The organism is Azotobacter chroococcum, assembly GCF_002220155.1.
Lineage (GTDB): Bacteria > Pseudomonadota > Gammaproteobacteria > Pseudomonadales > Pseudomonadaceae > Azotobacter > Azotobacter chroococcum.
Genome location: NZ_CP011835.1, coordinates 127,621 through 151,950, shown reverse-complemented (window position 1 = coordinate 151,950; position 24,330 = coordinate 127,621). Strand labels below are relative to the sequence as shown.

At 66.7% G+C, this 24,330-nt stretch carries 23 protein-coding genes; 7 read left to right on the top strand and 16 right to left on the bottom strand.

Annotated elements, in window-relative coordinates; all coding sequences use genetic code 11:
• Nucleotides 1-7: 7 nt before the first annotated feature.
• The 8 genes from nifE to nifH all read right to left on the bottom strand — a co-directional run bounded on the left by nifE (nucleotide 8) and on the right by nifH (nucleotide 7,945).
• Nucleotides 8-1,417, bottom strand: a complete 1,410-nt coding sequence (gene nifE, locus ACG10_RS00680; RefSeq protein ID WP_089166739.1) for a nitrogenase iron-molybdenum cofactor biosynthesis protein NifE — start codon at nucleotides 1,415-1,417, stop codon at nucleotides 8-10.
• A 262-nt stretch (nucleotides 1,418-1,679) separates the two neighbouring features.
• Nucleotides 1,680-2,414: a 4Fe4S-binding leucine-rich repeat protein gene (locus ACG10_RS00675; RefSeq protein ID WP_039800841.1), complete on the bottom strand. Its 735-nt coding sequence runs from the start codon at nucleotides 2,412-2,414 to the stop codon at nucleotides 1,680-1,682.
• A gap of 8 nt (nucleotides 2,415-2,422) precedes the next feature.
• On the bottom strand, nucleotides 2,423-2,692 hold the full coding sequence (locus tag ACG10_RS00670; protein ID WP_039800840.1) for a DUF6129 family protein: 270 nt from the start codon (nucleotides 2,690-2,692) through the stop codon (nucleotides 2,423-2,425).
• A gap of 23 nt (nucleotides 2,693-2,715) precedes the next feature.
• A complete protein-coding gene (locus ACG10_RS00665; protein ID WP_039800837.1) occupies nucleotides 2,716-3,444 on the bottom strand; it encodes a dinitrogenase iron-molybdenum cofactor biosynthesis protein in 729 nt (242 codons plus the stop codon).
• Nucleotides 3,445-3,448: 4 nt separating this feature from the next.
• The gene (gene nifT, locus ACG10_RS00660; RefSeq protein WP_039800835.1) at nucleotides 3,449-3,667 is read right to left on the bottom strand and encodes a putative nitrogen fixation protein NifT; all 219 of its coding nucleotides are present in this window, start codon (nucleotides 3,665-3,667) and stop codon (nucleotides 3,449-3,451) included.
• A gap of 130 nt (nucleotides 3,668-3,797) precedes the next feature.
• Complete coding sequence (gene nifK, locus ACG10_RS00655) at nucleotides 3,798-5,369, bottom strand: nitrogenase molybdenum-iron protein subunit beta (protein WP_089166738.1); 1,572 nt, start codon at nucleotides 5,367-5,369, stop codon at nucleotides 3,798-3,800.
• 101 nt (nucleotides 5,370-5,470) lie between these two features.
• Entirely contained in the window at nucleotides 5,471-6,949 is a 1,479-nt protein-coding gene (gene nifD, locus ACG10_RS00650) for a nitrogenase molybdenum-iron protein alpha chain (protein WP_039800831.1), read from the bottom strand.
• A 123-nt stretch (nucleotides 6,950-7,072) separates the two neighbouring features.
• Nucleotides 7,073-7,945 (bottom strand): nitrogenase iron protein, encoded by an 873-nt coding sequence (gene nifH / locus ACG10_RS00645; protein WP_089166737.1) that lies wholly within the window; start codon nucleotides 7,943-7,945, stop codon nucleotides 7,073-7,075.
• 452 nt (nucleotides 7,946-8,397) lie between these two features.
• On the opposite strand from nifH, the gene ACG10_RS00640 reads away from it, so the two are divergent.
• Both ACG10_RS00640 and ACG10_RS00635 read left to right on the top strand, forming a co-directional pair.
• Complete coding sequence (locus tag ACG10_RS00640; RefSeq protein WP_089166736.1) at nucleotides 8,398-9,261, top strand: SIR2 family protein; 864 nt, start codon at nucleotides 8,398-8,400, stop codon at nucleotides 9,259-9,261.
• A gap of 33 nt (nucleotides 9,262-9,294) precedes the next feature.
• Nucleotides 9,295-9,858: a hypothetical protein gene (locus tag ACG10_RS00635; RefSeq protein WP_089166735.1), complete on the top strand. Its 564-nt coding sequence runs from the start codon at nucleotides 9,295-9,297 to the stop codon at nucleotides 9,856-9,858.
• Nucleotides 9,859-9,975: 117 nt separating this feature from the next.
• Here ACG10_RS00635 and ACG10_RS00630 read toward each other — a convergent pair whose 3' ends face one another.
• Nucleotides 9,976-10,713, bottom strand: coding sequence for a helix-turn-helix domain-containing protein (locus ACG10_RS00630; protein WP_089166734.1), 738 nt, complete (start codon nucleotides 10,711-10,713; stop codon nucleotides 9,976-9,978).
• Between the two features lie 119 nt (nucleotides 10,714-10,832).
• Here ACG10_RS00630 and aas point away from each other — a divergent pair, with 119 nt between their 5' ends.
• The 3 genes from aas to ACG10_RS00615 are packed head-to-tail and all read left to right on the top strand — an operon-like array spanning nucleotide 10,833 to nucleotide 14,700.
• Nucleotides 10,833-12,965, top strand: coding sequence for a bifunctional acyl-ACP--phospholipid O-acyltransferase/long-chain-fatty-acid--ACP ligase (aas, locus tag ACG10_RS00625; protein WP_089166733.1), 2,133 nt, complete (start codon nucleotides 10,833-10,835; stop codon nucleotides 12,963-12,965).
• Nucleotides 12,962-14,335, top strand: coding sequence for an MFS transporter (locus ACG10_RS00620; protein WP_089166732.1), 1,374 nt, complete (start codon nucleotides 12,962-12,964; stop codon nucleotides 14,333-14,335). Before aas ends, ACG10_RS00620 begins: the two co-directional genes overlap by 4 nt.
• Complete coding sequence (locus ACG10_RS00615; RefSeq protein ID WP_089166731.1) at nucleotides 14,332-14,700, top strand: cupin domain-containing protein; 369 nt, start codon at nucleotides 14,332-14,334, stop codon at nucleotides 14,698-14,700. Before ACG10_RS00620 ends, ACG10_RS00615 begins: the two co-directional genes overlap by 4 nt.
• Here ACG10_RS00615 and ACG10_RS00610 read toward each other — a convergent pair.
• From ACG10_RS00610 to glyQ, 6 genes are all read right to left on the bottom strand, one after another.
• Nucleotides 14,697-15,578: a Dyp-type peroxidase gene (locus tag ACG10_RS00610; protein ID WP_089166730.1), complete on the bottom strand. Its 882-nt coding sequence runs from the start codon at nucleotides 15,576-15,578 to the stop codon at nucleotides 14,697-14,699. The two genes, ACG10_RS00615 and ACG10_RS00610, sit on opposite strands and share 4 nt — an antisense overlap.
• Before the next feature lie 106 nt (nucleotides 15,579-15,684).
• Nucleotides 15,685-16,710 carry a hypothetical protein gene (locus tag ACG10_RS00605; protein ID WP_232487158.1) on the bottom strand — a complete coding sequence of 342 codons (1,026 nt, stop codon included), beginning with the start codon at nucleotides 16,708-16,710 and terminating at the stop codon, nucleotides 15,685-15,687.
• Nucleotides 16,711-16,947: 237 nt separating this feature from the next.
• Nucleotides 16,948-17,709: a lysophospholipid acyltransferase family protein gene (locus ACG10_RS00600; protein ID WP_169531078.1), complete on the bottom strand. Its 762-nt coding sequence runs from the start codon at nucleotides 17,707-17,709 to the stop codon at nucleotides 16,948-16,950.
• 6 nt (nucleotides 17,710-17,715) lie between these two features.
• Nucleotides 17,716-18,258, bottom strand: a complete 543-nt coding sequence (gene gmhB / locus ACG10_RS00595; protein WP_039800804.1) for a D-glycero-beta-D-manno-heptose 1,7-bisphosphate 7-phosphatase — start codon at nucleotides 18,256-18,258, stop codon at nucleotides 17,716-17,718.
• Between the two features lie 3 nt (nucleotides 18,259-18,261).
• Entirely contained in the window at nucleotides 18,262-20,319 is a 2,058-nt protein-coding gene (gene glyS, locus ACG10_RS00590; protein WP_089166729.1) for a glycine--tRNA ligase subunit beta, read from the bottom strand.
• Nucleotides 20,316-21,263, bottom strand: a complete 948-nt coding sequence (gene glyQ, locus ACG10_RS00585) for a glycine--tRNA ligase subunit alpha (protein WP_089169752.1) — start codon at nucleotides 21,261-21,263, stop codon at nucleotides 20,316-20,318. The genes glyS and glyQ overlap by 4 nt, the downstream gene beginning before the upstream one ends.
• 85 nt (nucleotides 21,264-21,348) lie before the next feature.
• On the opposite strand from glyQ, the gene ACG10_RS00580 reads away from it, so the two are divergent.
• Nucleotides 21,349-21,933: a DNA-3-methyladenine glycosylase I gene (locus ACG10_RS00580; protein ID WP_089166728.1), complete on the top strand. Its 585-nt coding sequence runs from the start codon at nucleotides 21,349-21,351 to the stop codon at nucleotides 21,931-21,933.
• An 88-nt stretch (nucleotides 21,934-22,021) separates the two neighbouring features.
• The gene (locus tag ACG10_RS00575) at nucleotides 22,022-22,912 is read left to right on the top strand and encodes a lysophospholipid acyltransferase (RefSeq protein WP_089166727.1); all 891 of its coding nucleotides are present in this window, start codon (nucleotides 22,022-22,024) and stop codon (nucleotides 22,910-22,912) included.
• 31 nt (nucleotides 22,913-22,943) lie between these two features.
• Here the strand turns inward: ACG10_RS00575 and trkA are convergent, their stop codons facing one another.
• A complete protein-coding gene (trkA, locus tag ACG10_RS00570) occupies nucleotides 22,944-24,317 on the bottom strand; it encodes a Trk system potassium transporter TrkA (protein ID WP_089166726.1) in 1,374 nt (457 codons plus the stop codon).
• Between the last annotated feature and the right edge of the window lie 13 nt (nucleotides 24,318-24,330).

The window sequence follows — 24,330 nt, the reverse complement described above, 5'->3', positions numbered from 1 at the left end:
TCTCTCCTCAGGCGCCAGTCTTCGCCGGCTGCGGGTAACCGTTGCTGTCCCAGGGTGCCGGGCTGCGGGTAGCCTCCCAGACCGGACTCTCGATGGTCAGGCACAGCTGACGCACCAGTTCGATCATGCCGTCGTAGCCGGCATAGCCGAATTCACGCTCCTGGTTGATGTCGAGGAAGGGCACGCGCCCCTTGAGCGAGGTGTACAGGTTGCGGCCGCCGGCAATCAGGATGTCGGCCTTGTAGTCCTCGACGGTCTGCAGCAGGATCTTCGGGCTGCCCTCGTCCAGCATGCGGACGTCATCGCCCATCAGCTCGCGGATGCGCGCCTTGTCTTCCTCGGTGGACTTGCGGGTGCCGGTGGCCACCACCTTCATGCCCAGATCCTGCAGGGCGGAGATCACCGACCAGGACTTCACGCCGCCGGTGTACAGCAGCACGCGCTTGCCGCTCAGGCGCTCGCGCCAGGGCTCGAGGGCGGCGCGGACCTTGGCTTCCTCGCGGGCGATCAGCGCTTCGGTGCGGGCGGTCAGGTCAGGATCCTTGATCAGCCGGGCGAAGTCGCGCAGCGCCTGGGAGGTGTCGGTGATGCCGTAGAAGCTGCCCTCGAACCAGGGCGTGCCGTAGGTTTCCTGCAGCTTGCGGGCGACGTTGAGCATGGCCTTGGAGCAGACCATCATGTTCACTTCGGCGCGGTGCATGGTCTGCACCTCGCGGTAGCGGGCATCGCCGGCCAGGGTGCAGAGCACGCGGATGCCCAGCTCGTCGAGCAGCGGCAACACGTGCCAGAACTCGCCGGCGATGTTGTATTCGCCGATCAGGTTGACGTCGTGCACCTTGATGCCGGGGCGCTCGCTGCCCTCCGGCAGCGGATCGGGCTCGCGGGTGCCGATCACGTGCTTGAGCATGGCCTCGCCGGCGATGCGGTTGCCGAGGTTCTTGCTGCCGTAGAAGCCGGCACAGTCCACCGGAACCACCGGGGTGTCGAAACGCTCGGCAGCCGCCTTGCATACCGCGTCGAGGTCGTCACCGATCAGTGCCGGCACGCAGGTGTTGTAGACGAACACCGCCGGCGGCGCGTAGGTCTCCACGGCCTGGCGGATCGAATGGAACAGGCGCTTCTCGGCACGCCCCATGATCACGTCGTTCTCGGTGAGATCGGTGGTCATGCCGATGCGGTACAGGTCCGGCCCGCTGGAGCGGGTACCACGGTTATCCCAGGAGCTGCCGGCACAGGCGATCGGGCCGTGCACGATATGCGCGACATCCACGATCGGCAGCAGAGCGATCTGCGCACCGTCGAAGGCACAGCCACCGGCAGTGGCGCCGGGCTTGGGCTTGGAACAGCCGGACTTTTCCTTCTTGTTGTGTTCGCAGGCAGGCTCGTCGAGCAGCTCGGCAATATCCTTGGCTTTCATCGCGTACCCCTCTGGTCGTTGATGCAGCGGTTGCAATGGATCATTGCAATGCCCGTACCACAAGGTAAGCACTTGATTTTAAAGGATTTGCTGCGGGAAACCTTTGTCACAAACGCGCCTTCCTGTCAGGTTTGCAACAAGCTGGCAGCCGGCAACGGGCATTCCCGCCAACGCCGGGCGAAAGACGACAAGGCTACGAAGGCCGGCGCAGGGACGACCGGCGAGGCCGCCCCGTCCGCAAGGCACGGGGCGACAGCGGGGATCAGGCGCTGCCGAGCCGCTCGGCGATCGCCAGGCGGACTTCCGGATCGGGCTCGTCGAGCTTGCGCAGCGCGGCCAGCGGCGCGTGCTCCACCGCCGCCAGACGCACCGTCCAGTCCGGGTCGTGGAGCAGCTCGAGGAGGTCGTCGCCACGCAGGCGCGAGGCGACGATGCGCCGGACCTCGGGCTCCGGGTCCTGGGTCATGAGGCCCAGGCTTTCCTCGGGCAGACGCCTGGCCACCAGCTTACGCACCTGGCGGTCCTCGTCGCGCATGAAGCGGAACAGGCGGCCCTGGGGGATGCGCTGGACCACATAGGCGCGCACCAGATAATCCTTGTCGGCAGCCATCTGCTCCAACTGCTCCAGCGGCAGGCGGTCGGCCACGGTGATGCGCACCTCGCGGTCCTCGTCGTGCATCAGCGCGCCCAGCTGCTCGCGGGGCAGGCGGTAGGCGACGGCGCGGCGGACCACCTCGTCGCTGTCACGAATCAGCGGGGTCAGCGCCTCCACCGGCGAATAGCGTACGGCGATGGCGCGACGCTCCCAGAAGGAGTCGGCCAGGTACTGCACGGCCAGCTGCGGATTGTTGCGGAAGAAGCGGTCGATCTGCCGCCCGCTGTCCACCGCCACGCAGGCATCGCCCGGCGTGCAGCGGCCGCCCAGCAGCAGATTCATGCGGAAACTGCAGGCCCGGCAGTCGCCTAGGGGCGTGATGTCGCCTTGATCGTCGGCCATGCCTCACCTCAATCCTCGATGATTTCCGCCAGGACAATGCCGGAGGCGGAGCCCAGGTCGTTGCTCAGCACCGAGCAGTGATCGCTGGAGTTGACCAGATAGACGTTGAAACCCGGACGCTCGGCGACCGGCTTGGCGTTGACCACGATGTCGTCGTCCATGCAGCAGGTGAAGTGCACACCGGGATGGGCGCTGCGCAGGCTGGCGAGCAGGCTTTCGTCCAGAGCCCCCTGTTCGGCCTGGCGGATGACATCGTCGAGAAGTGTTTGGCTGATCATGGCTGTGTCCTCATCCGGAGCAGTTACTGGGTGAAACGTACGCGCTGGTCGGGCTCGGCGCCCATCGCCTTGGCCAGCCAGGGAGGCGGCGCGGTGGCCAGCACCCGCTGCAGTTCCTCGACGATCTCGCGGGCCGGCTGGGCACGCGCCAGACGTACCGGATGGACCCCGGCGCGGACCACCTTAGCCGCCGCCGGACCGCCGATGCTCAGGGTGTAGAGCAGCTGGCAGTCGGCGAGCAATTCTGCCCGGCGCGCATGACGGTCTTCATCGTCGCGGCCGGGACCGGGCTCGCGCAGATCGACCAGGCGAGTCTCGCGGGGCGAAATCTGGTAGATGAGAAAGCGCGCGCAGTTGCTGAAGATGCCGTCCAGGCGCTCGCCGCTGTCGGACGCGCAGGCGATACGCACCGAGTAGGGGAATTCGCCGTCGCGATAGGGCTCGGGGATCGGCAGGGGATCTTCCGGCATGCGTACGCCGCGACCCTTGAGCAGGCCGAGCGCGCTGTGCAGCTGACGATCGGTCAGCGTCAGCGGCGCACTGTCTCCGCACGCCTCGAGCAGACGGGCACGCAGGCGGGAAGCACGCAGTTTGCGCAGACGCGCTTCCGTGATGGGTTCGCCAACGGCGGCAATCAGGGCGCGCAGCAGGTGGGCGGTGTCCACCCCCTTGAGCGAGCGTGCCGCCAGGGCAATGCGCAGGGCCAGATGGGCCGGCAGGGGGGCCTGGCCGTACGGCGGTTGCGCACTCATGGAATCAGGCCTCGCCGGCTCGCTTGGCGCGCACGGTGATCGGCAGCTTGGGTTGCGGGATCGGCTCGATGAAGTAGCTCGAACCATCGCCGAGGGTGACTTCGCCGCCCCACAGCTCGGGGCTGTCATGCTCCAGGGACACCACGATTTCTTCCTGGTCTTTCTTGGCGATGTAGAAGGTCAGCTGACCTGCGTCGTTGCGGCGGATCATGACACTGGGCATGGGCTTGCTCCTTAGACAGATTTGGCGGTTGCCGCAGGCCGAGGATACTGAAGACCCACCACCTGCAGCCGCCGCCAAGGAAGTACCGGAGCGGCGTATGCCGCTCCAGCCAGGACCACTGAACTACGACTTAGCGAACCAGGTCGTGGTTGTAGTCGGTAGCCTGCATACCGCGGGTTTCCTCGTCCAGACGCTCCAGGATCGAGTTCACCAGGGTGGTCAGGATCTGCATGGCGCCTTCGTAGCCCATGGTGGTCTGACGGTGCAGGTGGTGACGGTCGAAGATCGGGAAGCCGATACGGATCAGCGGAACTTCGAACTCTTTGCCCTTGTGCAGGGTGTCGCGCTGGATGAACTTGCCGTAGCTGTTGCCGATCATGAAGTCAGGCTTGTCGGTGAAGACCAGCGAGCGCAGGTGCCACAGGTCCTTGCCAACGTAGACGGTGGCGTTCTTGCCGTAGGGCGAAGCTTCGAGGATGGCGTCGACCGCCTTCTTCCAGCGCTTGCTGCCATTGTTGCACAGGATGTGCACCGGCTCGCAGCCCAGTTCCAGCAGGAACTTGACCATGCCCATCACAAAGTCCGGGTCACCCCACAGGGCGAAACGCTTGCCGTGCAGCCAGGTGTGGGAGTCGGTCATCATGTCGACCAGACGGCCACGCTCCTTGGTCAGGCTTGCCGGAATCGGCTGGCCGCTGATTTCGCTGACTTTCATCAGGAATTCGTCGGTCCAGTCCAGCCCCATCGGGATGCTCAGCTTCGGCACTTCGTGCTTCCAGGTGCCTTCGACCAGTTTCTTGGTCTTCTCCAGCTGCCAGGGTTGCAGCAGGACGGTGCTGAGAGCGTTCGGCGCGTCCTTCATCTCTTCCTGGGTGGTGCCGCCCGCGTACATGCGGAACTGACCGTCAGCCGGGGTATCCAGCACTTCTTCCGGATCGGAGAGCAGGCTGTAGCCTACGCCCATTTCCGAGAGCATGCGCTTGATCACGCGGAAGTTGCCCAGGTAGGTTTCGAAGCCGGGGACGATGTTGACCTTGCCGTTGCTGCCAACCACCTTGTCGTCCATGGACTTCACGGTGAAGTAGCGAGCAATGCCTTCGAACATGTTGTCCCAGCCGGTCACGTGGCTGCCCACGAAGCTCGGGGTGTGAGCGAACGGCACCGGGTACTCGTCAGGAATGAAACCTTCCTTCTTCGAGTTGTTGATGAAGGCGTTGAGGTCGTCACCGATGACCTCGGCCATGCAGGTGGTGGACACTGCGATCATGTCGGGCTTGTAGGTAGCCTTACAGTTCTGCAGACCGTCCTTCATGTTCTGCTGGCCGCCGAACACCGCCGCGTCTTCGGTCATGGAGTCGGAAACGCAGGAAACCGGCTCGCGGAAGTGACGGTTGAAGTAGGAGCGGAAATAGGCCACGCAACCCTGGGAACCGTGCACGTAGGGCATGGTCTTCTCGAAGCCCAGTGCGCACAGGACAGCGCCCAGCGGCTGGCAAGCCTTGGCCGGGTTGATGGTCAGCGCTTCACGCTGGAAGTTCAGTTCCTTGTATTCTTCAGTGGTGGTCCACTGGAACACTTCGTCGATCTTCTCTTGCGGATGCTTTTCCTCGAAGCCGTCGCGCTTCTTGGCAAGCATGTCCTTGTAATCTTCGTCGAGGAACAGCGGGTAGCTGGCTTTGATGTTATCGACTTGCTGGCTCATGACTCTCTCCTACGCCCCACTCATCTGTGGACGGCGATAGCGGATGTCGGCTGCGGGCGGGCGGCCCGCCCACAGCGGACGTTGCGTACGATTGCGGACTATCAGGCGCTGGCGGCGACTTTCTCGGCAGCTTCGGAAGCTTCCCAAGGAGCCTGCAGCTTCTTCCAGCACGGATTGTTCAGGGTCATGTCCATGTCACGGGCGAAGATGGCGAAGCCGTCGAAGCCGTGGTAGGGGCCGGAATAATCCCAGGAGTGCATCTGACGGAAGGGAATGCCCATCTTCTGGAAGATGAACTTTTCCTTGATGCCGGAGCCGATCAGGTCGGGCTTGACCTTCTTGACGAATTCTTCGAATTCGTAGCCGGTGACGTCATCGTACAGCAGGGTGGAGTCACCCATTTCCTTGATGGTACGGTCGTAGTCGTCGTTGTGAGCGAACTCGTAACCGGTACCCACGACTTCCATGCCCAGATCTTCGTAGGCGCCGATCACGTGACGCGGACGCAGACCACCAATGTAGAGCATGACGCGCTTGCCTTCCAGGCGCGGACGGTACTTGGCGACCACCGCCTCCCACTCAGGCTTGTACTTGGCGATGACTTCTTCGCACTTCTTCTGGATGCTCTCGTCGAACTTGGCGGCGATGGCACGCAGCGACTCGATGGTCTTGGTCGGGCCGAAGAAGTTGTACTCCATCCATGGGATACCGTACTTCTCTTCCATGTGACGGGAGATGTAGTTCATCGAGCGGTAGCAGTGAACCAGGTTCAGCTTGACCTTCGGGGTCAGCTCGATTTCGGCGATGGAGCCGTCGCCGGACCACTGGGCGACGCAACGCAGGCCCATTTCTTCCAGCAGGATGCGCGAGGACCAGGCGTCACCACCGATGTTGTAGTCACCGATGATGGCTACGTCGTACGGAGTGGTTTGGAAGCTGTTGTCGTCGTCACGGTTGCCCAGGACCCAGTCACGGACTGCGTCGTTGGCGATGTGGTGACCCAGGGACTGGGAAACGCCGCGGAAGCCTTCGCAACGCACCGGAACCACGGTGGTGTTGTGCTCGGCACCCTTCACCTTGGACACGGATTCGATGTCGTCGCCGATCAGGCCGATCGGGCACTCGGACTGGATGGAGATGCCCTTGTTCAGCGGGAACAGGGTTTCCACTTCGTCGATCAGCTTGGCGAGCTTCTTGTCGCCGCCGAACACGATGTCCTTCTCCTGGAAGTCCGAGGTGAAGTTCATGGTGACGAAAGCGTTCACGCCGGTGGTGCCGATGTAGTAGTTACGACGGCCGGCACGCGAATACTGGCCGCAGCCTACCGGGCCGTGGGAGATGTGGATCATGTCCTTGATCGGACCCCAGACCACGCCCTTGGAACCGGCGTAGGCACAGCCACGGATGGTCATCAGACCGGGCTGGGACTTCTTGTTGGAAGTGATGCACTTCTTCGACTGGGTCACCGACTGGTCGTTGACGGCCAGGTGCTTGGCGCGGTCTTTACGGGCTTTCTCGGGGTAAACTTCCAGGACTTCCTGGATGAGGGATTCGACCTCTTCGCGCGACATACCGGACATTGGGTATGACTCCTCTTGCTTTGCGTTCGTGTGCGGGTAACGGATGGGCCGCACTGCGCACTGCGCAGTGCGACGCTCCGGCAGGGCCCATCTGCCCTGCCCCGTCCTACTGAAGCGGAGCTATCACTCTTCGGCAGCGGCCTTGCCGACGATGGACTCGTCTTCTTCTTCCATAACGCCGAACTCCATCAGCAGAGCTTCGAGCTCGTCCATGGTGATCGGGTTCGGGATGACCAGCATCTTGTTGTCGACAACCTTGCGAGCCAGGGTGCGGTACTCGTCGGCTTGCTTGGCGGCCGGATCGTATTCGATCACGGTCATACGACGGATTTCGGCGCGCTGTACAACGTTGTCACGCGGTACGAAGTGGATCATCTGGGTGCCCAGCTTGGCAGCCAGGGCGATGATCAGCTCGTCTTCGCGGTCGGTGTTACGGCTGTTGCAGATCAGGCCGCCCAGACGCACGCTACCGGAGTTGGCGTACTTCACGATGCCCTTGGAGATGTTGTTGGCGGCGTACATGGCCATCATCTCGCCGGAGCAAACGATGTAGATTTCCTGAGCCTTGTTTTCGCGGATCGGCATGGCGAAGCCACCGCATACCACGTCGCCCAGTACGTCGTAGAATACGAAGTCCAGATCGTCTTCGTAGGCGCCTTCCTCTTCCAGGAAGTTGATCGCGGTGATAACACCACGGCCAGCGCAGCCAACGCCCGGCTCCGGACCACCGGACTCAACGCACTTGACGCCGCCGTAGCCGACCTTCAGCACGTCTTCCAGCTCCAGATCTTCCACGGTGCCGGCTTCGGCAGCCATTTCCATGATGGTGTTCTGGGCCTTGGAGTGCAGGATCAGGCGAGTGGAGTCAGCTTTCGGGTCACAACCAACGATCATGACCTTCTTGCCCATCTCGGCCAGGGCCGCCACGAGGTTCTGAGTGGTGGTGGATTTACCGATACCGCCCTTGCCGTAGATGGCGCATTGACGCATAGCCATAGTTAAGTTCCTCAGGTTGCATTTCCACTTGAAAGTTCGGCTTGTCAGCCTGAACAAGTCCGCGCACTGAACCTAATGCAGCGTCTGTGCCAGCACTCGAGACAAACACATAACCTATTGATTTAAATGGATTTGATACCTGACGACAGGTCCGACAAGGCGGTTTGATACATAACAATCCACCTACAAACCCCTACGCTGTCTGTTGTAATTGCTACAACCGAACAATGTCCCTACATCACCTCCCACCCCCTCGCCATCCCCGCCCCTGGATGTGACAAAACCGACAATTGTCGCGAAGCCGCGCCCCGCCATGGCCCACAGACGCGACAAGCCCCCTTGCCAAACACCATAAATTGCTTATATTTCAGCTACTTGTTCGCATATCGCTACTGGGCGCGGTTATTGCAAGTGGTTGTCGATTCTTGCCCTTCTTTCCGCAGGAGAGTCCAGTGAACAACAGCTTATTAAAGGAAATCCTCGCCCAGCTCGGCTCGGGCGAAATCGTTCCCTACCTGGGCCAGGGCGTCCTGCGTGGAGTCGTCGACCGCGACACGGGCAAGCCGATCCCCGCCGACAGCGACAGCCTGATCCTCGCCATGACCGGCGGACAGCCGATGTCGCCCCGTCTTATGTATGAGTTCTCCCGGGCCGCCATGCACTTGGAGAACAAGAAGGGCCGCAGCTTCATCGAGCGCTTCCTGACCCAGGTCTACGGCGGCGACAACTGGACCCCCTCGGCGGTCCACCAGTGGCTGACCAGTCTCGACCTGCCCTATATCATCGACTGCAACCGCGACACCCAGCTGCAGCACTGCTATATCGCTGCCGAGCGCAAGCACACCCTGGTGGTCGGCGCCGCGCGCCTCGCCGCGACCCCTTACCGCTTCGATCTGTACCACTTCGCGGACGGCAAGTACCGCAAGATCGCCCTGGAGCAGGTCGACACCGCCCTGCCGGTGATCTTCAAGCCGCACGGCACGCCGCTGCCCAAGCCCGGCTACGTGGCCTCCGATGCCGACTTCGTCGACTACATCACCGAGCTGATGGGCGGCTTCGCGATTCCCGACTGGATCAAGCTGCACCGCAAGAACAAGCGCTACCTGTTCCTCGGCCAGCACTTCAACCGCGACACCGAGCGCATGGTGATGAGCGACATGATCTACGATGCCGCCGAACCGGCCGGCTGGGTCCTGATCGATCAGCCGAGCGACAAAGAACGCAAGGTCTGCGAGCGCAAGAACCTGCAACTGATCGAGGCCGACTGGAGCAGTCTCCTCGCCCTCGCCAACCCCAGTGCCACCGAAGTGGCCTGACTCCTCTTCCTTCACCTAGACGAGAAGCCAACCATGCTGTTGAAAAGCTACGAAGACCAATCCCTGCTGTGCAACCTCAGCGTCAAGGGCGCAACCACCGAAGCCGGCGTCGAAGCCTTCCGTGGCGACCTGGTCGTGATCGAAGGCGAAATCGCCGACGACGCCGGCCGCCGCCTGCCGCCGAAAGCCGTGCTGAAGCAAGCCGGCCTGCTGTTCAAGAACGACAAGCTGAGCATGGTTTCCGGTGGCCTGGAACAACTGGCCCACATCCAGCCCTTCTTCGAGCGCTACAAGGGCGACCTGGCTGCCGACGTACAGGTGATCTTCTACGTGAGCAACCTGAGCAAGCCGGTCTACACCGAGCTGGACGGCGTCAAGATGATCCTTCAGCCACACGAAGAAGGCGCCATCTGGAACACCATGATGGACGACCTGAAGCTGGACAAGGAAGACTTCAAGGGCCAGAGCGCCGAAGACAAGGTCATCACCATGGCCCAGGGCCTGGCCGACTACAAGCCGAAGTACGAAACCGTCGCCTTCGCCGACGCCATCAGCTTCGTCTCCACCGTTCAGCGCGAGCACCGCGGCCCGGTTTAATCGACCGCACGGTTTTTCCTTTTTCTTTCGGCAAGGATGCCCCACTAGGCCTGTTCGCCACTCCCCCTCCCCGCAGGGGGAGTTTTCTTTCCGGCCCCCCGCTTTTCCCTCGCCCGCTCAGGCCCTGCGCCGCAGCCGGGTGAAGGCACCCAGCTCCCACTCGCGCAATGCCAGCAGCATCCCGGTGCCATGCCGCTTCGCCAGCGGCGCGGCCAGGCTTTCCTCGTGCAACTCGGCGAAACGCCGGCGCAGCGTGCGGATCTCCGCCTGCAGCTTGGCCAGCGCCGACTCGGTGAGCATGCCGTGGGAAAAGGCCATGACCTCGTCCGCGGCGGCGAAGTCGCTGTGCAGGAAATCCCCCAATCCCTGGCGACGGAAGAAGCTGCGGATCGGCCCTGCGGGCAGCCAGTCGAAATCCCGCGCGACGTTGAGGCGCACGCGGTTGCCCGGCAGCAGGTCGAGCAGGCGCAGGCGGTCCAGCCGGGCCAGGCGCTGGATGCACTCCGCCTCGCCGAGCCGGTAGACGGCGAGGATCTCGTCGAACGTCCAGTGGTTCAGCACGCAGACCGCCACCAGCAGCAGCTTCTCGTCGGAGACCAGCTCGCGCTCCTGGACTTCGCTCAGGGTGTGCAGGCGGGTGCCGCTCAGCGCCGCCTCCTGGGTCAGCTCGGCCAGGCTGAAGCCGAGCAGGTGGCCGATCTCGAGCAGCCGGTCGAGACTGAAACGTCGGGTTGCGAACATACGCTTGACGCTCGCCTCGGACAGCCCGAGGCGCGTGCCCAGCTCGCGATAGGTGATGCCCTGGAGTTTCAGGCGCTGCTTGAGGGTGCCTACCAGGCGGTCGAGTTCGCTCATCGGACAAAGGTATCGTTTTCCGCTACTTGTCTGGCAATTCTGCACGACTTTTTCCGACAAGGTTTCGCTTTCATCCATGAGTCGCCATGCTGGCGGCTCCTCCATGCCAGGGATCGATCATGCTCAAGCCCCTTCTGCGCCTGCTCCTCAAGATCCTCTTCCGGGTCGAGGTCCAGGGCGACCGCAACGTCTTCGGCGATCCGCGCACGCTGATCGTCGCCAACCATGAATCCTTCCTCGACGGCCTGCTGCTCGGCGTGTTCCTGCCGGTGGATGCGGTGTTCGTGGTGCACACCCAGGTCGCCAGCCGCCCGCTGTTCCGCTTCCTGCTGCGCTTCGTGCCGCACCTCACGGTCGACCCGAGCAGCCCGCTGGCGATCAAGCAGATCGTCAGGCTGGTGGAAAGCGGACGGCCCGTGGCGATCTTCCCGGAAGGACGGATCACCCGCACCGGCTCGCTGATGAAGGTCTACGACGGCGCCGCCTTCGTCGCCGCCAAGACCGGCGCCACCGTGGTGCCGGTGCGCATCGACGGCGCCGCGCGCAGCTACTTCGGCCGCCTGGCCGGCGTGTTCCCGCGCCAGGCGTTTCCCAGGATGCGCATCGCAATCCGCCCGCCGCAGCGCATCCCCATGCCCGCGCTGCCCTCGGCCCGGCTGCGCCGCCGCCGCGCCGGCGAGCTGATGCGCCACATCCTGCTCGACATGCTGGTCGCCACCCGCCCGCCGCGCACCCTCTACAAGGCCTTCCTCGACGCCAAGGCGACCTTCGGCACGCAGTACCGGCTGGTGGAGGACATCCGACTGCAGGAGGAGACCTACGGCTCGCTGCTGAAGATGGCGCTGGCCCTGGCCCGCCTGACCTCGCGCCTGAGCGCACCGGGCGAGACGCTCGGGGTGCTCGCCCCCAACGCCGCGCCGACCCTCGGCCTGCTGCTCGGCCTGTCGCTCGGCCGGCGCATCCCCGCCCTGCTCAACTACACGGCCGGCCCCGAGGGGCTGCGCGCCGCCTGCCAGGCCGCCGACATCAAGACCATCGTCGCCTCGCGCACCTTCGTCGAGAAGGCGCATCTCGGCCCGCTGCTCGCCGCCGTGACGGAGATCCGCGTGCACTACCTGGAGGATCTGCAGGCCGACTTCGGTCTCGCCGACCGCCTGTGGCTGCTCTGGCACCTGGCCTTTCCGCGCCACGCCGCGCTGCCCCAGCAGCCCGAGGATGCCGCCGTGGTGCTGTTCACCTCGGGCTCGGAAGGCAAGCCCAAGGGCGTGGTCCACTCGCATGCCTCGCTGCTGGCCAACGTCGCACAGATCCGCGCGGTGGCCGACTTCACCCCGCAGGACAAGTTCATGATGGCCCTGCCGCTGTTCCACGCCTTCGGCCTGACCTGCGGCGCGCTGCTGCCGCTGGTGTCCGGCTGCCAGGTGTTCCTCTACCCCAACCCGCTGCACTACCGGGTCATCCCCGAGCTGGTCTACGACCGCAACTGCACCGTGCTGTTCGGCACCTCGACCTTCCTCGGCAACTACGCCAAGTTCGCCCATCCCTACGACTTCGGCCGCCTGCGCTACGTGATCGCCGGCGCCGAGCGGCTGGCCGAGAGCGTTCGCGAGCACTGGCTCGACAAGTTCGGCATCCGCATCCTCGAGGGCTACGGGGTCACCGAGTGCGCGCCGGTGGTGGCGGTCAACGTGCCGATGGCCTGCCGCAACGGCAGCGTCGGCCAGCTGCTGCCCGGCATCGACTACGAGCTGGAGCCGGTGCCCGGCATCGTCGAGGGCGGCGCCCTGCACCTGAAGGGACCGAACCTGCTCAAGGGCTACCTGCTGTTCGACCAGCCCGGGGTCATCCAGCCGCCGCCGGCGATCCGCCCCGGCTGGTATGCCACCGGCGACATCGCCAGCGTCGACGCCGACGGCTTCCTGTACATCCGCGGCCGCCTCAAGCGCTTCGCCAAGATCGCCGGCGAGATGATCTCCCTGGAAGCGGTGGAAGGCCTCGCCGCAAGCGCCGCCCCGGACTTCATCCACGCCGCGGCGACACGCAGCGACGCCGCCCGCGGCGAAGCACTGGTACTCTTCACCACCGCCCCGGAGCTCGGCCGCGAACGCCTGCTCGCCACCGCCCGGGCGCTCGGCCTGCCGGAGCTGGCAGTGCCGCGCGTGATTCGCCGGATCGACGCACTGCCCCTGCTCGGCACCGGCAAGACCGACTACCAGAGCCTCAAGCGCATGGCCGAGGAGATTCCCGCATGAGTTCTTCCCTTTCCCTGCTCAGGACCCGCCGCTTCGGCCCGCTGTTCGTCACCCAGTTCCTCGGCGCCTTCAACGACAACCTGTTCAAGAACGCCCTGGTGGTCCTGCTGACCTTCCAGACCACGCAGTGGACCAGCCTGTCCCCCGGCCTCCTGGCCAACCTGGCGGCCGGCCTGTTCATCCTGCCGTTCTTCCTGTTCTCGGCGAGCGCCGGGCAGCTGGCCGACAAGTACGACAAGGCCCTGCTGGCGCGCTGGGTCAAGCTGCTGGAGATCCTCATCGTGCTGCTCGCCGGCGCCGGCTTCTGGCTGCACAGCCTGGAGATCCTGCTGGCCAGCCTGTTCCTCCTCGGCCTGCAATCGACCCTGTTCGGCCCGGTGAAGTACGCCATCCTGCCCCAGCACCTGGGCGAGGCCGAGCTGGTCGGCGGCAATGCGCTGATCGAGGCCGGCACCTTCGTCGCCATCCTGGTCGGCACCCTGTCCGGCGGCCTGCTCGCCGGCGTCGAAGGCGGCACCCTGTGGATCACCGCCGGCTGCCTGGTCGTCGCCGTGGTCGGCTACCTCGGCAGCCTGCGCATCCCGGTGGCGCTGCCGCCGGAACCCGGCCTGCGCCTGAATCCCAACCCGCTCGGCGAAACCTGGCGCGGCATCGGCTTCGCCCGCGCCGACCGCCTGGTGTTCCTGGCGATCCTCGGCATCTCCTGGTTCTGGCTGTACGGCGCTCTGCTGCTCGCCCAGCTCCCGGCCTACACCAAGGACGTGCTCGGCGCCGCGGAGGGCGGCGTGACCCTGCTGCTCGCCGTCTTCACCCTCGGCATCGGCAGCGGCTCGCTGCTCTGCGCACGCCTTTCGAAGCAGCATGTGGAGATCGGCCTGGTGCCTCTGGGTGCCCTCGGCCTCAGCCTGGCCGGCCTCGACCTGGCCCTCGCCTCGCCTGCCGCGGCGCCGCGCGTCACGCTCGACCTGGCCGCGCTGCTGGCGGCGCCGGGCACCCTGCGCGTGCTCGCCGACCTGTTCGCCCTCGGCCTGTTCGGCGGCCTGTTCATCGTCCCGCTGTACGCCCTGATGCAGCTGCGCTCGGCCGCCGCGCAGCGCGCGCGGGTGGTCGCCGCCAACAACATCCTCAACGCCCTGTTCATGGTCGCGGGCGCCCTCGCGGCGGCGCTCCTGCTGGCGGCGGGCCTGTCGATCCCCGTGCTGTTCGGCATCGCCGCGCTGGCCAACGCCGCGGTGGCGCTCTGCCTGTTCCGCCTGCAGCCGGACTTCCTGCGCCGCTTTGCCGCCTGCCTGCCGGGCCTCGGCGGCCTGCTGCGACGCGGCGCACCACGCCCGTCGGCAGCCGCGGAAAAACCGGAGGAACGGCCATGAAGCCGGCCATCCTGCGGGCCGATCCCGCCGCGGCCTTCCTGACCACGGAACGCTGCCGCATCCTCGAGCTGTGCAACAGTGCCGGCGACCCGGCGCTGTCCATCGCCCTGGCGACGGTGGCGCCGGGCGAGACCACCCAGCTGCACCGCCTGCACGGGGTCGACGAGCGCTACCTGATCCTCCACGGCGAAGGCCTGGTCAGCCTCGGCCGGCAACTGCCCGAGGCGGTGGGTCCCGGCGATCTGGTGGTCATCCCGGCCGGCACCACGCAGCAGATCGCCAATACCGGCGACCGCGAACTGGCCTTCTACTGCCTCTGCACGCCGCGCTTCACCCCCGCCTGCTACGAGGCGCTGGGGGACTAGCCCGGCACCGCCCGCAGATCCAGCCGCCCCTCGCGCAGCGGCGGGCACCAGTAGTAGCCACCGCTGACCGGCTTGCTGAAGCGGAACAGCGCATCGCTGATGCCATCCTCCAGACCGGCCATGCGGCGCAGCTGGGCTTCGAAGGCATCGAGGCTGTGGCCGAAGGCGAGGAACAGCAGGCCGGCCTGGCGGTCGTCGTTCCAGGGCATCGAGCGGCGCACGACGAAGGCCTCCGGGGCGAAGCTTTCCTGGGCGGTGCGCTTGACGTGGGCGGAGGCCGGCGCGTCCTCCAACTCCTCGTTGTCGCTCTGGCGCCGGCCGACGATATGGTCCTGCTGGTCCGGCGACAGGCTGCCGAAATGGTCGAGGTCGTGCACCCAGTGCTGCACGGCGGCGAAGCTGCCACCCCGCTCGCCCTCGGGACCCGCACCGACGATGGCGGCCGCGACAGCTTTTTCGCCTTCGGGGTTTTCGGTGCCGTCCTCGTAGCCGGTCAGGTCGCGGCCCTCCCGGTAGCGGAAGGCGTCGCTGCTCTGCACCAGGCGCAGGGCCGGGGCCAGGGCGGCGACGAGCTGGCGGCCGAGTTGTAGCAGCTCGCCGCGATCCTCGCCGCGCAGCCAGCACCACAGGGCATGCTGGGTCGAGGGGACGTCCACGCCGGCGCCGCTCAGCGCCGGGAACACGCGCAGGCCGGCCAGCTGGCGCCCCTGTGCCTGCAGCAGCGATGCGCCGAGGCCGACGACGATCGTCTCGCCGTCGGCCAGGCTGCCGAGCCGGTCGAGCGCGACAGGCAGGGCATCTGCCGATTCGAGGGAGAAGAACAGGTGGCGTGCCTGCGAGGGTACGGCGGCCAGGATGCCCGGCTGGGAAACTGTCATGACGGCTCCTTCAGAAAAGTGCTGATTCCGAAAGGCCATTGTGCCGGAGTTCCTGCCGGCTCCGCAGCCAGGGGAGGAGCCCCCCGCTGGAATGGAGCGGCGGCGCTCAGGCTCCGCCGTCTTCTGCCAGGGGCCGGCCCAGCGCGGCCCGCGCCCGGCGGTATTCGCTGCGGTAGACGGCGAAGATTTCGGCGATAGATCCGTCCGCCATGCCCAACCGGCCCAGGGTTCGCTGCAGGTAGGCACAGCTTTCCGCGAAGCGGAAGGATTCGCAGAGCAGCTGCCGGCCGAAGGCGAGATCGCCCGGCGCCTCTCCCTCCCCGCCGCCGAGGAGCCGGCGCAGGACGGCATTCATCAACCCGGCGACTGTCCGGGCGTCCGCCCGGCGGCGCCCCTGCCGCCAGGCGCCGAGCAGGTGTTCCCGGGCCTGGGCATCGGCCCTCTCGCCGGCCCAGACCCTGGCCAGGCCGCTGCAGTCGGACGGCTGCTCCGGACAGCCACAGCCGAGCATGCCGGCGAGATGGGCGAGATAGTCCTCCACCGGGTTGCTCCACTGCCCGCCCTCGGCATCGAAGGCCGGCAGAAAGCGCTCGAGCAGCACCTCGTCCTGCTCGCCGTCCCCGCTCAGCAGCTCCCAGTGCTGGAGGCTGAGATCGACCACCCGCCAGGCCGCCAGGCGCAGCGCCGCGGCGAACACGTCGGCGAGCCGGGTCTCGAGCAGCAGCTCGCTTTCCAGCAGGGCGTCGGTTTCCGAGGCCTCCTGCAGATGGCGGCGCAGGCGCTCGCCGGCCGGCGGGCAACCGAGTTCGCCGGCCAGCGGGCTGAGGGTCAGGCAGCGCAGCCGCTCGAGGGCGTCCTGCTGCGGCAGGATCTGGCCGGCCAGCCGGTGCTCTTCCTCCAGGCGCTGCTGCCAGTAGTCCTGGGCGGCAGGATGGGCGAACAGGCCATCGGCCAGCAGCCGCTGCCACTGCGCATGGGCAGGCCAGGAGCCGGCGCCGCCGGACGCGTCGTCCGGCAGCGCGCCCGCTGCCGGCAGGTTGAGCAGTGCCAGGAGCTGCGGCAACGGCAGGAAGAACAGCGTGCCTTCTTCGACCAGCGCCTCCGGCAGCGGAACGGTTCCGTCGGCCGTCATGACAAGGACATCCCGCGCGCGGACTTCCTGCCGGTTCGACGGCAGGGGAAGCGGTGGCGACGGCATTGGGCGGTGTAATCCATGGGAAGGTTCCGGCTACGTCTGGTCTGGCGAGAGGATCTATGGGGCGGCATGCCGTGCAGGGGTTCCACGTGGAACGAGGCCCGGCGGCAGCGGACTTCGTCCACGGGAAGGTCGACATGGGAGACGGCCTGGTCCGGAGTGCATGCCGGGATGTTAAACCTTGGCCGGTCCATCCACCACCGGGTTGTCGGCCAGGACGCCGAGCTGCCGCTGGGTCTGCTCGACCCAGGCGAAGGCGCGCTCGTTGAGGTCGGCGATGGCCCGCGGGCCCTCGCCCTCGGCCTGCAGCGGCGGGCCGAAGACCACCCGGACGGTGCCGGGGGTCTTGCCCCAGCCTTCCTTGGGCCAGTAGAGGCCGGCATCGTGGGCGACCGGCAGCACCGGCAGGCCGGCGTTTACCGCGAGGGCGGCGCCACCGCGGGAGAACTTGCCGATCTGGCCGACCGGCACGCGGGTGCCCTCGGGGAAGATCAGCACCCAGGCGCCCTGCTCCAGGCGCTTGCGGCCCTGCTCGGCCAGTTGCTTGAGCGCCGCCTTGGGGTTGCCGCGGTCGATGGCGATCGGCTTGAGCAGGGCGATCGCCCAGCCGAAGAACGGGACGCGCAGCAACTCGCGCTTGAGCACCTGGCTGAGCGGCTCGAAGTAGGCGGAGAGGAAGAAGGTTTCCCAGGTGCTCTGGTGCTTGGCGAGGATCACGCAGGGGCGCTGGGGGATGCTCTCCACGCCATGCAGTTCATAGCGGATGCCGAGGATGTGCCAGGCCAGCCAGACGGCGCAGCGGCACCAGGTCTGCACGACGAAACGGTAGCGGGCGCGGAACGGCAGGAAGGCCGCGACCACCAGGCTGATCAGGCACCAGATGACGGTGCTCAGGGACAGCAGCAGATAGAAGATCGGAATGCGAAGGGATTGCATGGGGGCTCAGCCATCGGCCTTGAGAAGATGATCGACGACGGCCGCCAGGTCATCGAACACCTGGGTGCCGGGCGGCAGGATGTTTTGCAGGGTGCGCAGGCCCTTGCCGGTCTTCACCAGATAGGGGCTGCCGCCGAGCACCAGGCCGGCGTGCAGGTCGCGGTGGCTGTCGCCGACCACCGGCACGCCCTTCAGGTCGGGCAACCGGAAGTGTTCGGCGATGCTGCGGAACATGCCGGGCAGCGGCTTGCGGCAGTTGCAGCCGTCCTGCGGGCCATGCGGGCAGTGCACGATCAGGTCGACCCGCCCGCCCTGCTCCATCACCAGTTGCTGCAGCTTCAGGTGCATGTCGGTGAGGGCGGTCATGTCGAACAGGCCGCGGGCCAGGCCCGACTGGTTGGTGGCGACCGCCACCGTCCAGCCGGCCTTGCTCAGACGAGCGATCGCCTCGATGGAGCCGGGGATCGGAATCCATTCCTCCGCGGATTTGACGAAGGCGTCGGAGTCCTCATTGATGACCCCGTCGCGATCGAGCACGATCAGCTTCATCGCTCACTGTCCCAGCACGGAGATGTCGGCGACGCAGAGGAACAGGCCGCGCAGCTGCGCCAGCATGGCGTGGCGGTTGGCGCGGATCGCCGGGTCCTCGGCGTTGACCAGCACCGCCTCGAAGTAGGCGTCCACCGGATCGCGCAGGCTGGCCAGGCGCTCCAGCGCCTCGCGGTAGCGGCGCTCGGCGGCCAGCGGCCGGACCGCGTGCTGGGCCTGCTGCAGTGCCGAGTACAGGGAGAACTCGCAGGCGTTGTCGAAGTAGCGGGCTTCGATGGTCGCCGGCAGCTTGCCCTCGTACTTGCCGAGCAGGTTGGAGACGCGCTTGTTCACCGCGGCCAGCGCCTCGGCTTCCGGCAGCCGGCGGAAGGCCTGCACCGCCTGCACGCGCAGGTCCAGGTCGTAGGCCGAGGCCGGCTGCAGGGCACGCACCGCCAGGTAGCTGGAGACGTCGACGCCCTCGTCCTCGTAGCGCGCGCGCAGGCGGTCGAAGACGAACTCGCTGACCTGCTCGGCGAGGCCGGCGGCCTTGACCTTGGTGCCGTACTGGGCGACCGCGAAGTGGCTGGCCTCCTCGAGGTTCAGGTCCAGCTGCTTCTCGATGAGGATGCGCAGGATGCCCAGGGCGGCCCGGCGCAGGGCATAGGGGTCCTTGCTGCCGGTGGGCGGCATGCCGATGCCGAAGATGCCGACCAGGGTGTCGAGCTTGTCGGCCATCGCCACCGCGGCGCCGGTCAGCGTCGACGGCAGCTGGGCGCCGGCGCCGCGCGGCATGTACTGCTCGTCGAGGGCGCGGGCGACGTCTTCCGGCTCGCCGTCGTTGAGCGCGTAGTGATAGCCGGCGATGCCCTGCAGCTCGGGGAATTCGCTGACCATCTCGCTGGCCAGGTCGCTCTTCGACAGGATGCCGGCACGGATGGCGTGCTCCGGATTGCCGCCGATGCGTTCGGCGATGAAACCGGCCAGCCGCGAGACGCGTTCGGCCTTGTCCAGCACGCTGCCCAGCTGGGCCTGGAAGACCACGCTGGCCAGGCGCTGGTTGAAGCTTTCCAGACTCTGCCGCTTGTCCTGGTTGAAGAAGAACTCGGCGTCGGTCAGCCGCGGGCGCACCACCTTCTCGTTGCCGGCGACGATTTGCGCCGGGTCCTTGCTCTCGATGTTGGCCACGGTGATGAAGCGCGGCAGCAGCTTGCCATTGGCATCCAGCAGGCAGAAGTACTTCTGGTTGTCCTGCATGGTGGAGATCAGCGCTTCCTGGGGCACGGCGAGGAAGCGTTCCTCGAAGGAGCAGACCAGGGGCACCGGCCATTCGACCAGCGCGGTCACCTCGTCGAGCAGCTCCTCGGGAACGATGGCGCTGCCCTGCTGCTGCGCGGCCAGTTCGGCGACGCAGCCGGCGATCAGCTCGCGGCGCTCGGCGAAGTCGGCCAGCACGTAGGCGCTGCGCAGGTCTTCCAGGTAGCTGGACGGCTGGCTGATGCGCACCGCGTCCGGGTGGTGGAAGCGGTGGCCCATGGATTCGCGGCCGGCCTTCTGGGCGAGGATCTCGCAGTCGACCACCTGGTTGCCGAGCAGCATCACCAGCCACTGGCTCGGGCGGACGAACTCGTCCTTGCGCGCGCCCCAGCGCATGCGCTTGGGAATCGGCAGCTCGTCGAGCGAGGCCTGGACGATCGCCGGCAGCAGCGCGGCGGCCGGCTGGCCGGGAATCTGGCGGCTGTAGCGCAGCTTGGCGCCGCTGCTGTCGATCTCGCTCAGCTCGACGCCGCACTTGCGGGCGAAGCCGAGGGCGGCCTGGGTCGGATTGCCCTCGGCGTCGAAGGCGGCCGCCAGCGGCGGGCCGTCGAGGTTCTGGGTGCGGTCCGGCTGCTGGGTGGACAGTTGCTCGACCAGCACCGCCAGGCGGCGCGGCGCGGCGTAGACGCGGGCGACCCGGTAGTCGAGGCCGGCGCTGGCCAGCCCCTTCTCGATGCCGGCGAGGAAGGCGGCGGCGAGGTTCTTCAGGGCTTTCGGCGGCAGCTCTTCGCTGCCCAGTTCGACCAGGAAATCTTGTGCACTCATTCTGCAGCCTCCAGCTTGGCCAGGACTTCGTCACGCAGTTCGGGGGGGGCCATCGGGAAGCCGAGCTTGGCGCGCGCCAGCAGGTAGCTCTGCGCCACGGCGCGGGCCAGGGTGCGCACGCGCAGGATGTAGCGCTGGCGCTCGGTCACCGAGATGGCGCGGCGGGCGTCCAGCAGGTTGAAGGTATGCGAGGCCTTGAGGACCATCTCGTAGGTCGGCAGCGGCAGCTCCAGCTCGATCAGGCGGTTGGCCTCGGACTCGTAGAAGTCGAACAGCTCGAACAGCTTGGCCACGTTGGCGTGCTCGAAGTTGTAGGTGGACTGCTCCACCTCGTTCTGGTGGAACACGTCGCCGTAGGTGACCTTGCCGAACGGGCCGTCGGTCCACACCAGGTCGTACACCGAATCGACGCCCTGCAGGTACATGGCCAGGCGCTCCAGGCCGTAGGTGATCTCGCCGGTGACCGGGTAGCACTCGACGCCGCCGACCTGCTGGAAGTAGGTGAACTGGGTGACTTCCATGCCGTTCAGCCAGACTTCCCAGCCCAGGCCCCAGGCGCCCAGGGTCGGCGACTCCCAGTTGTCCTCGACGAAGCGCACGTCGTGCACGTGGGTGTCGATGCCGATGCGCCGCAGGGATTCCAGGTAGAGATCCTGGATGTCGTCCGGGTTGGGTTTCAGGACCACCTGGAACTGGTAGTAGTGCTGCAGGCGGTTGGGGTTCTCGCCGTAGCGACCGTCGGCCGGACGGCGCGAAGGCTGCACGTAGGCGGCGTTCCAGGTTTCCGGGCCGATGGCGCGCAGAAAGGTGGCGGTGTGGAAGGTGCCGGCGCCCACTTCCATATCGTAGGGCTGCAGCACCACGCAACCCTGTTCGGCCCAGTAGTTCTGCAGGGCGAGAATCAGGTCTTGGAAGGTGCGCACGGCAGGCGTAGTCTGGCTCACAAAAATCACCCTGTCCTGAGGCTGCGACGTAAAGGGCTGCGAGTATACCCGATTCCCGGCGGCCTCCACCCTGATGCGAACGCCCATGCCACGCTGCTTCTGGTGCTCCGACGACCCGCTGTACCAGGCCTATCACGACGCGGAATGGGGCGTGCCCCTGGACGATCCGCAACGCCTGTTCGAGCTGCTGCTTCTGGAGGGATTCCAGGCCGGACTGTCCTGGTTCACCGTGCTGAAGAAACGCGAGCACTACCGCCGGGTGCTGTTCGGTTTCGATGTCGGGCGCCTGGCTGTCCTCGACGATGCCGGGATCGAGCGCCTGCTGCAGGACCCCGGCATCATCCGCAACCGCCGCAAGCTCGAGGCGGCCCGGCAGAACGCCCGCGCCTGGCTGCGGCTCGAGGACCCGGCCGGCTGGCTGTGGTCGTTCGTCGGCGGCGCGCCGCGGATCAACCGCTTCCGCACGCCGGCCGAGGTGCCGGCGACCACCCCGGAGGCCGTGGCGCTCAGCCGGGCGCTGAAGAAGGCCGGCTTCGCCTTCGTCGGTCCGACCATCTGCTATGCCTTCATGCAGGCGTGCGGGATGGTCATGGACCACACCGTCGACTGCGACCGCCATGCCGAACTGGCAGTGCCGGCCGCCCGGCCCATCCCCGCGCCACGCCGCTGAGCGGCACCTCCGACCAAAGGCCGGTCCCGCCTGCCCTGCCGGCGGGCTGCATTACACTATGAGCCGTTTTCAACGCGGGAGTCCGTTTGTGGAAAAGTTCAAGGGCGCAGTGGTGGTCACCTCCCTGCGCCTCTTCGCCCTGCTGCCCTGGCGTGCCGTACAGGGGGTCGGGGCAACCCTCGGCTGGCTGATGGCGCATGTGCCGAACCGTTCGCGCGAGGTGGTGCGGATCAACATCGGCCAATGTTTCCCCGAGCTCGACGCCCGGGCGCGCGAGCGCCTGGTGCGCCGGAGCCTGCTCGACATCGGCAAAACCCTCACCGAAAGCGCCTGCGCCTGGATCTGGCCGGCGCGCAAGTCCCTCGCCCGGGTGCGCGAGGTGCAAGGCCTGCAGGTGCTCGAGCAGGCGCTGGCCTCCGGCAAGGGGGTGGTCGGCATCACCAGCCACCTGGGCAACTGGGAAGTGCTCAACCACTTCTACTGCAGCCAGTGCAAGCCGGTCATCTTCTACCGGCCGCCCAAGCTGCGGGCGGTGGACGAGCTGCTGCAGCGCCAGCGCGTGCAGCTGGGCAACCGCGTCGCGCCCTCGACCCGCAAAGGCATCCTCAGCGTGCTCCATGAGGTGCGCCGGGGCGGCGCGGTGGGCATTCCGGCCGACCCCGAGCCGGGCGGCGAGGGCAGCGGCCTCTTCGTGCCCTTTCTCGGCACCCGGGCGCTGACCAGCAAGTTCGTGCCGAACATGCTCGCCGGCGGCAAGGCGGTCGGCGTCTTCCTGCACGCCGTGCGCCTGGCCGACGGCTCGGGCTACCGGGTGATCCTCGAGGCCGCGCCGCCGGAGATGTACAGCCAGGACACGGAAACCGCCGTGGCGGCGATGAGCGCGGTGATCGGCAAGTACGTGCGCGCCTATCCCAGCCAGTACATGTGGACCATGAAGCGCTTCAAGCGGCGTCCGCCGGGCGAGCAGGAGTGGTATTGAGGGCGCCGCGCGGCGCCCGTCCTCGCCGCTCTCAGAAGAAGGTCAGCCCCACCTGGAACAGCCGCTCCACGTCGCGGATGTGCTTCTTGTCGACCAGGAAGAGGATCACGTGGTCGCCGGACTCGATCAGGGTGTCGTCGTGGGCGATCAGCACCTGCTCGGCGCGGATCACCGCACCGATGGAGGTGCCCTGGGGCAGCTCGATCTCGCCGATCATGCGCCCGACCACCTTGCTCGACTTGGCGTCGCCGTGGGCGATCGCCTCGATGGCTTCCGCCGCGCCGCGGCGCAGCGAGTGCACGCTGACGATGTCGCCGCGGCGCACGTGGGTCAGCAGGGTGCCGATGGTGGCCAGCTGCGGGCTGATGGCGATGTCGATCTCGCCGCCCTGCACCAGGTCGACGTAGGCCGGGTTGTTGATGATGCTCATCACCTTGCGCGCACCAAGACGCTTGGCCAGCAGCGAGGACATGATGTTGGCCTCGTCGTCGTTGGTCAGGGCGAGGAAGATGTCGACCTCGTTGATGTTCTCCTCGACCAGCAGGTCCTTGTCCGAGGCGTTGCCCTGCAGCACGATGCTGCTGTCCAGGGTGTCCGAGAGGTAGCGGCAGCGCGCCGGATTGGCCTCGATGATCTTCACCTGGTAGCGGCTCTCGATGGCCTCGGCCAGGCGCTCGCCGATGTGTCCGCCGCCGGCGATGACGATCCGCTTGTTGCTGATCTCGAGGCGTCGCAGCTCGCTCATCACCGCGCGGATATGGGTCCTCGCGGCGATGAAGAACACCTCGTCGTCGGCCTCGATCACCGTGTCGCCCTTGGGCAGGATCGCCCGGTTGCGGCGGAAGATCGCCGCCACCCGGGCATCCACGGTGGGCATGTGCTCGCGGATCTGCCGGAGTTGCTGGCCGACCAGCGGGCCGCCGTAGTAGGCGCGCACCGCCACCAGCTGGGCCTTGCCGTCGGCGAAGTCGATCACCTGCAGGGCGCCGGGGTATTCGATCAGCCGCTTGATGTGGTTGGTCACCACCTGCTCCGGGCTGATCAGCACGTCCACCGGAATCGCCTCGTTGCTGAACAGCCCGGCGCGGGTCAGGTAGGCCGACTCGCGCACCCGGGCGATCCGCGTCGGGGTGTGGAACAGGGTGTAGGCGACCTGGCAGGCGACCATGTTGGTCTCGTCGCTGTTGGTCACCGCCACCAGCATGTCGGCGTCGTCGGCGCCGGCCTGGCGCAGCACGGTGGGGAAGGAGCCCTTGCCGGCGATGGTGCGGATGTCCAGGCGGTCGCCGAGGTCGCGCAGGCGATCGGTATCGGTGTCCACCACGGTGATGTCGTTGGCCTCGCTGGCCAGGTGCTCGGCCAGGGTGCCGCCGACCTGGCCGGCGCCGAGAATGATGATCTTCATCGGACTGCGTTCC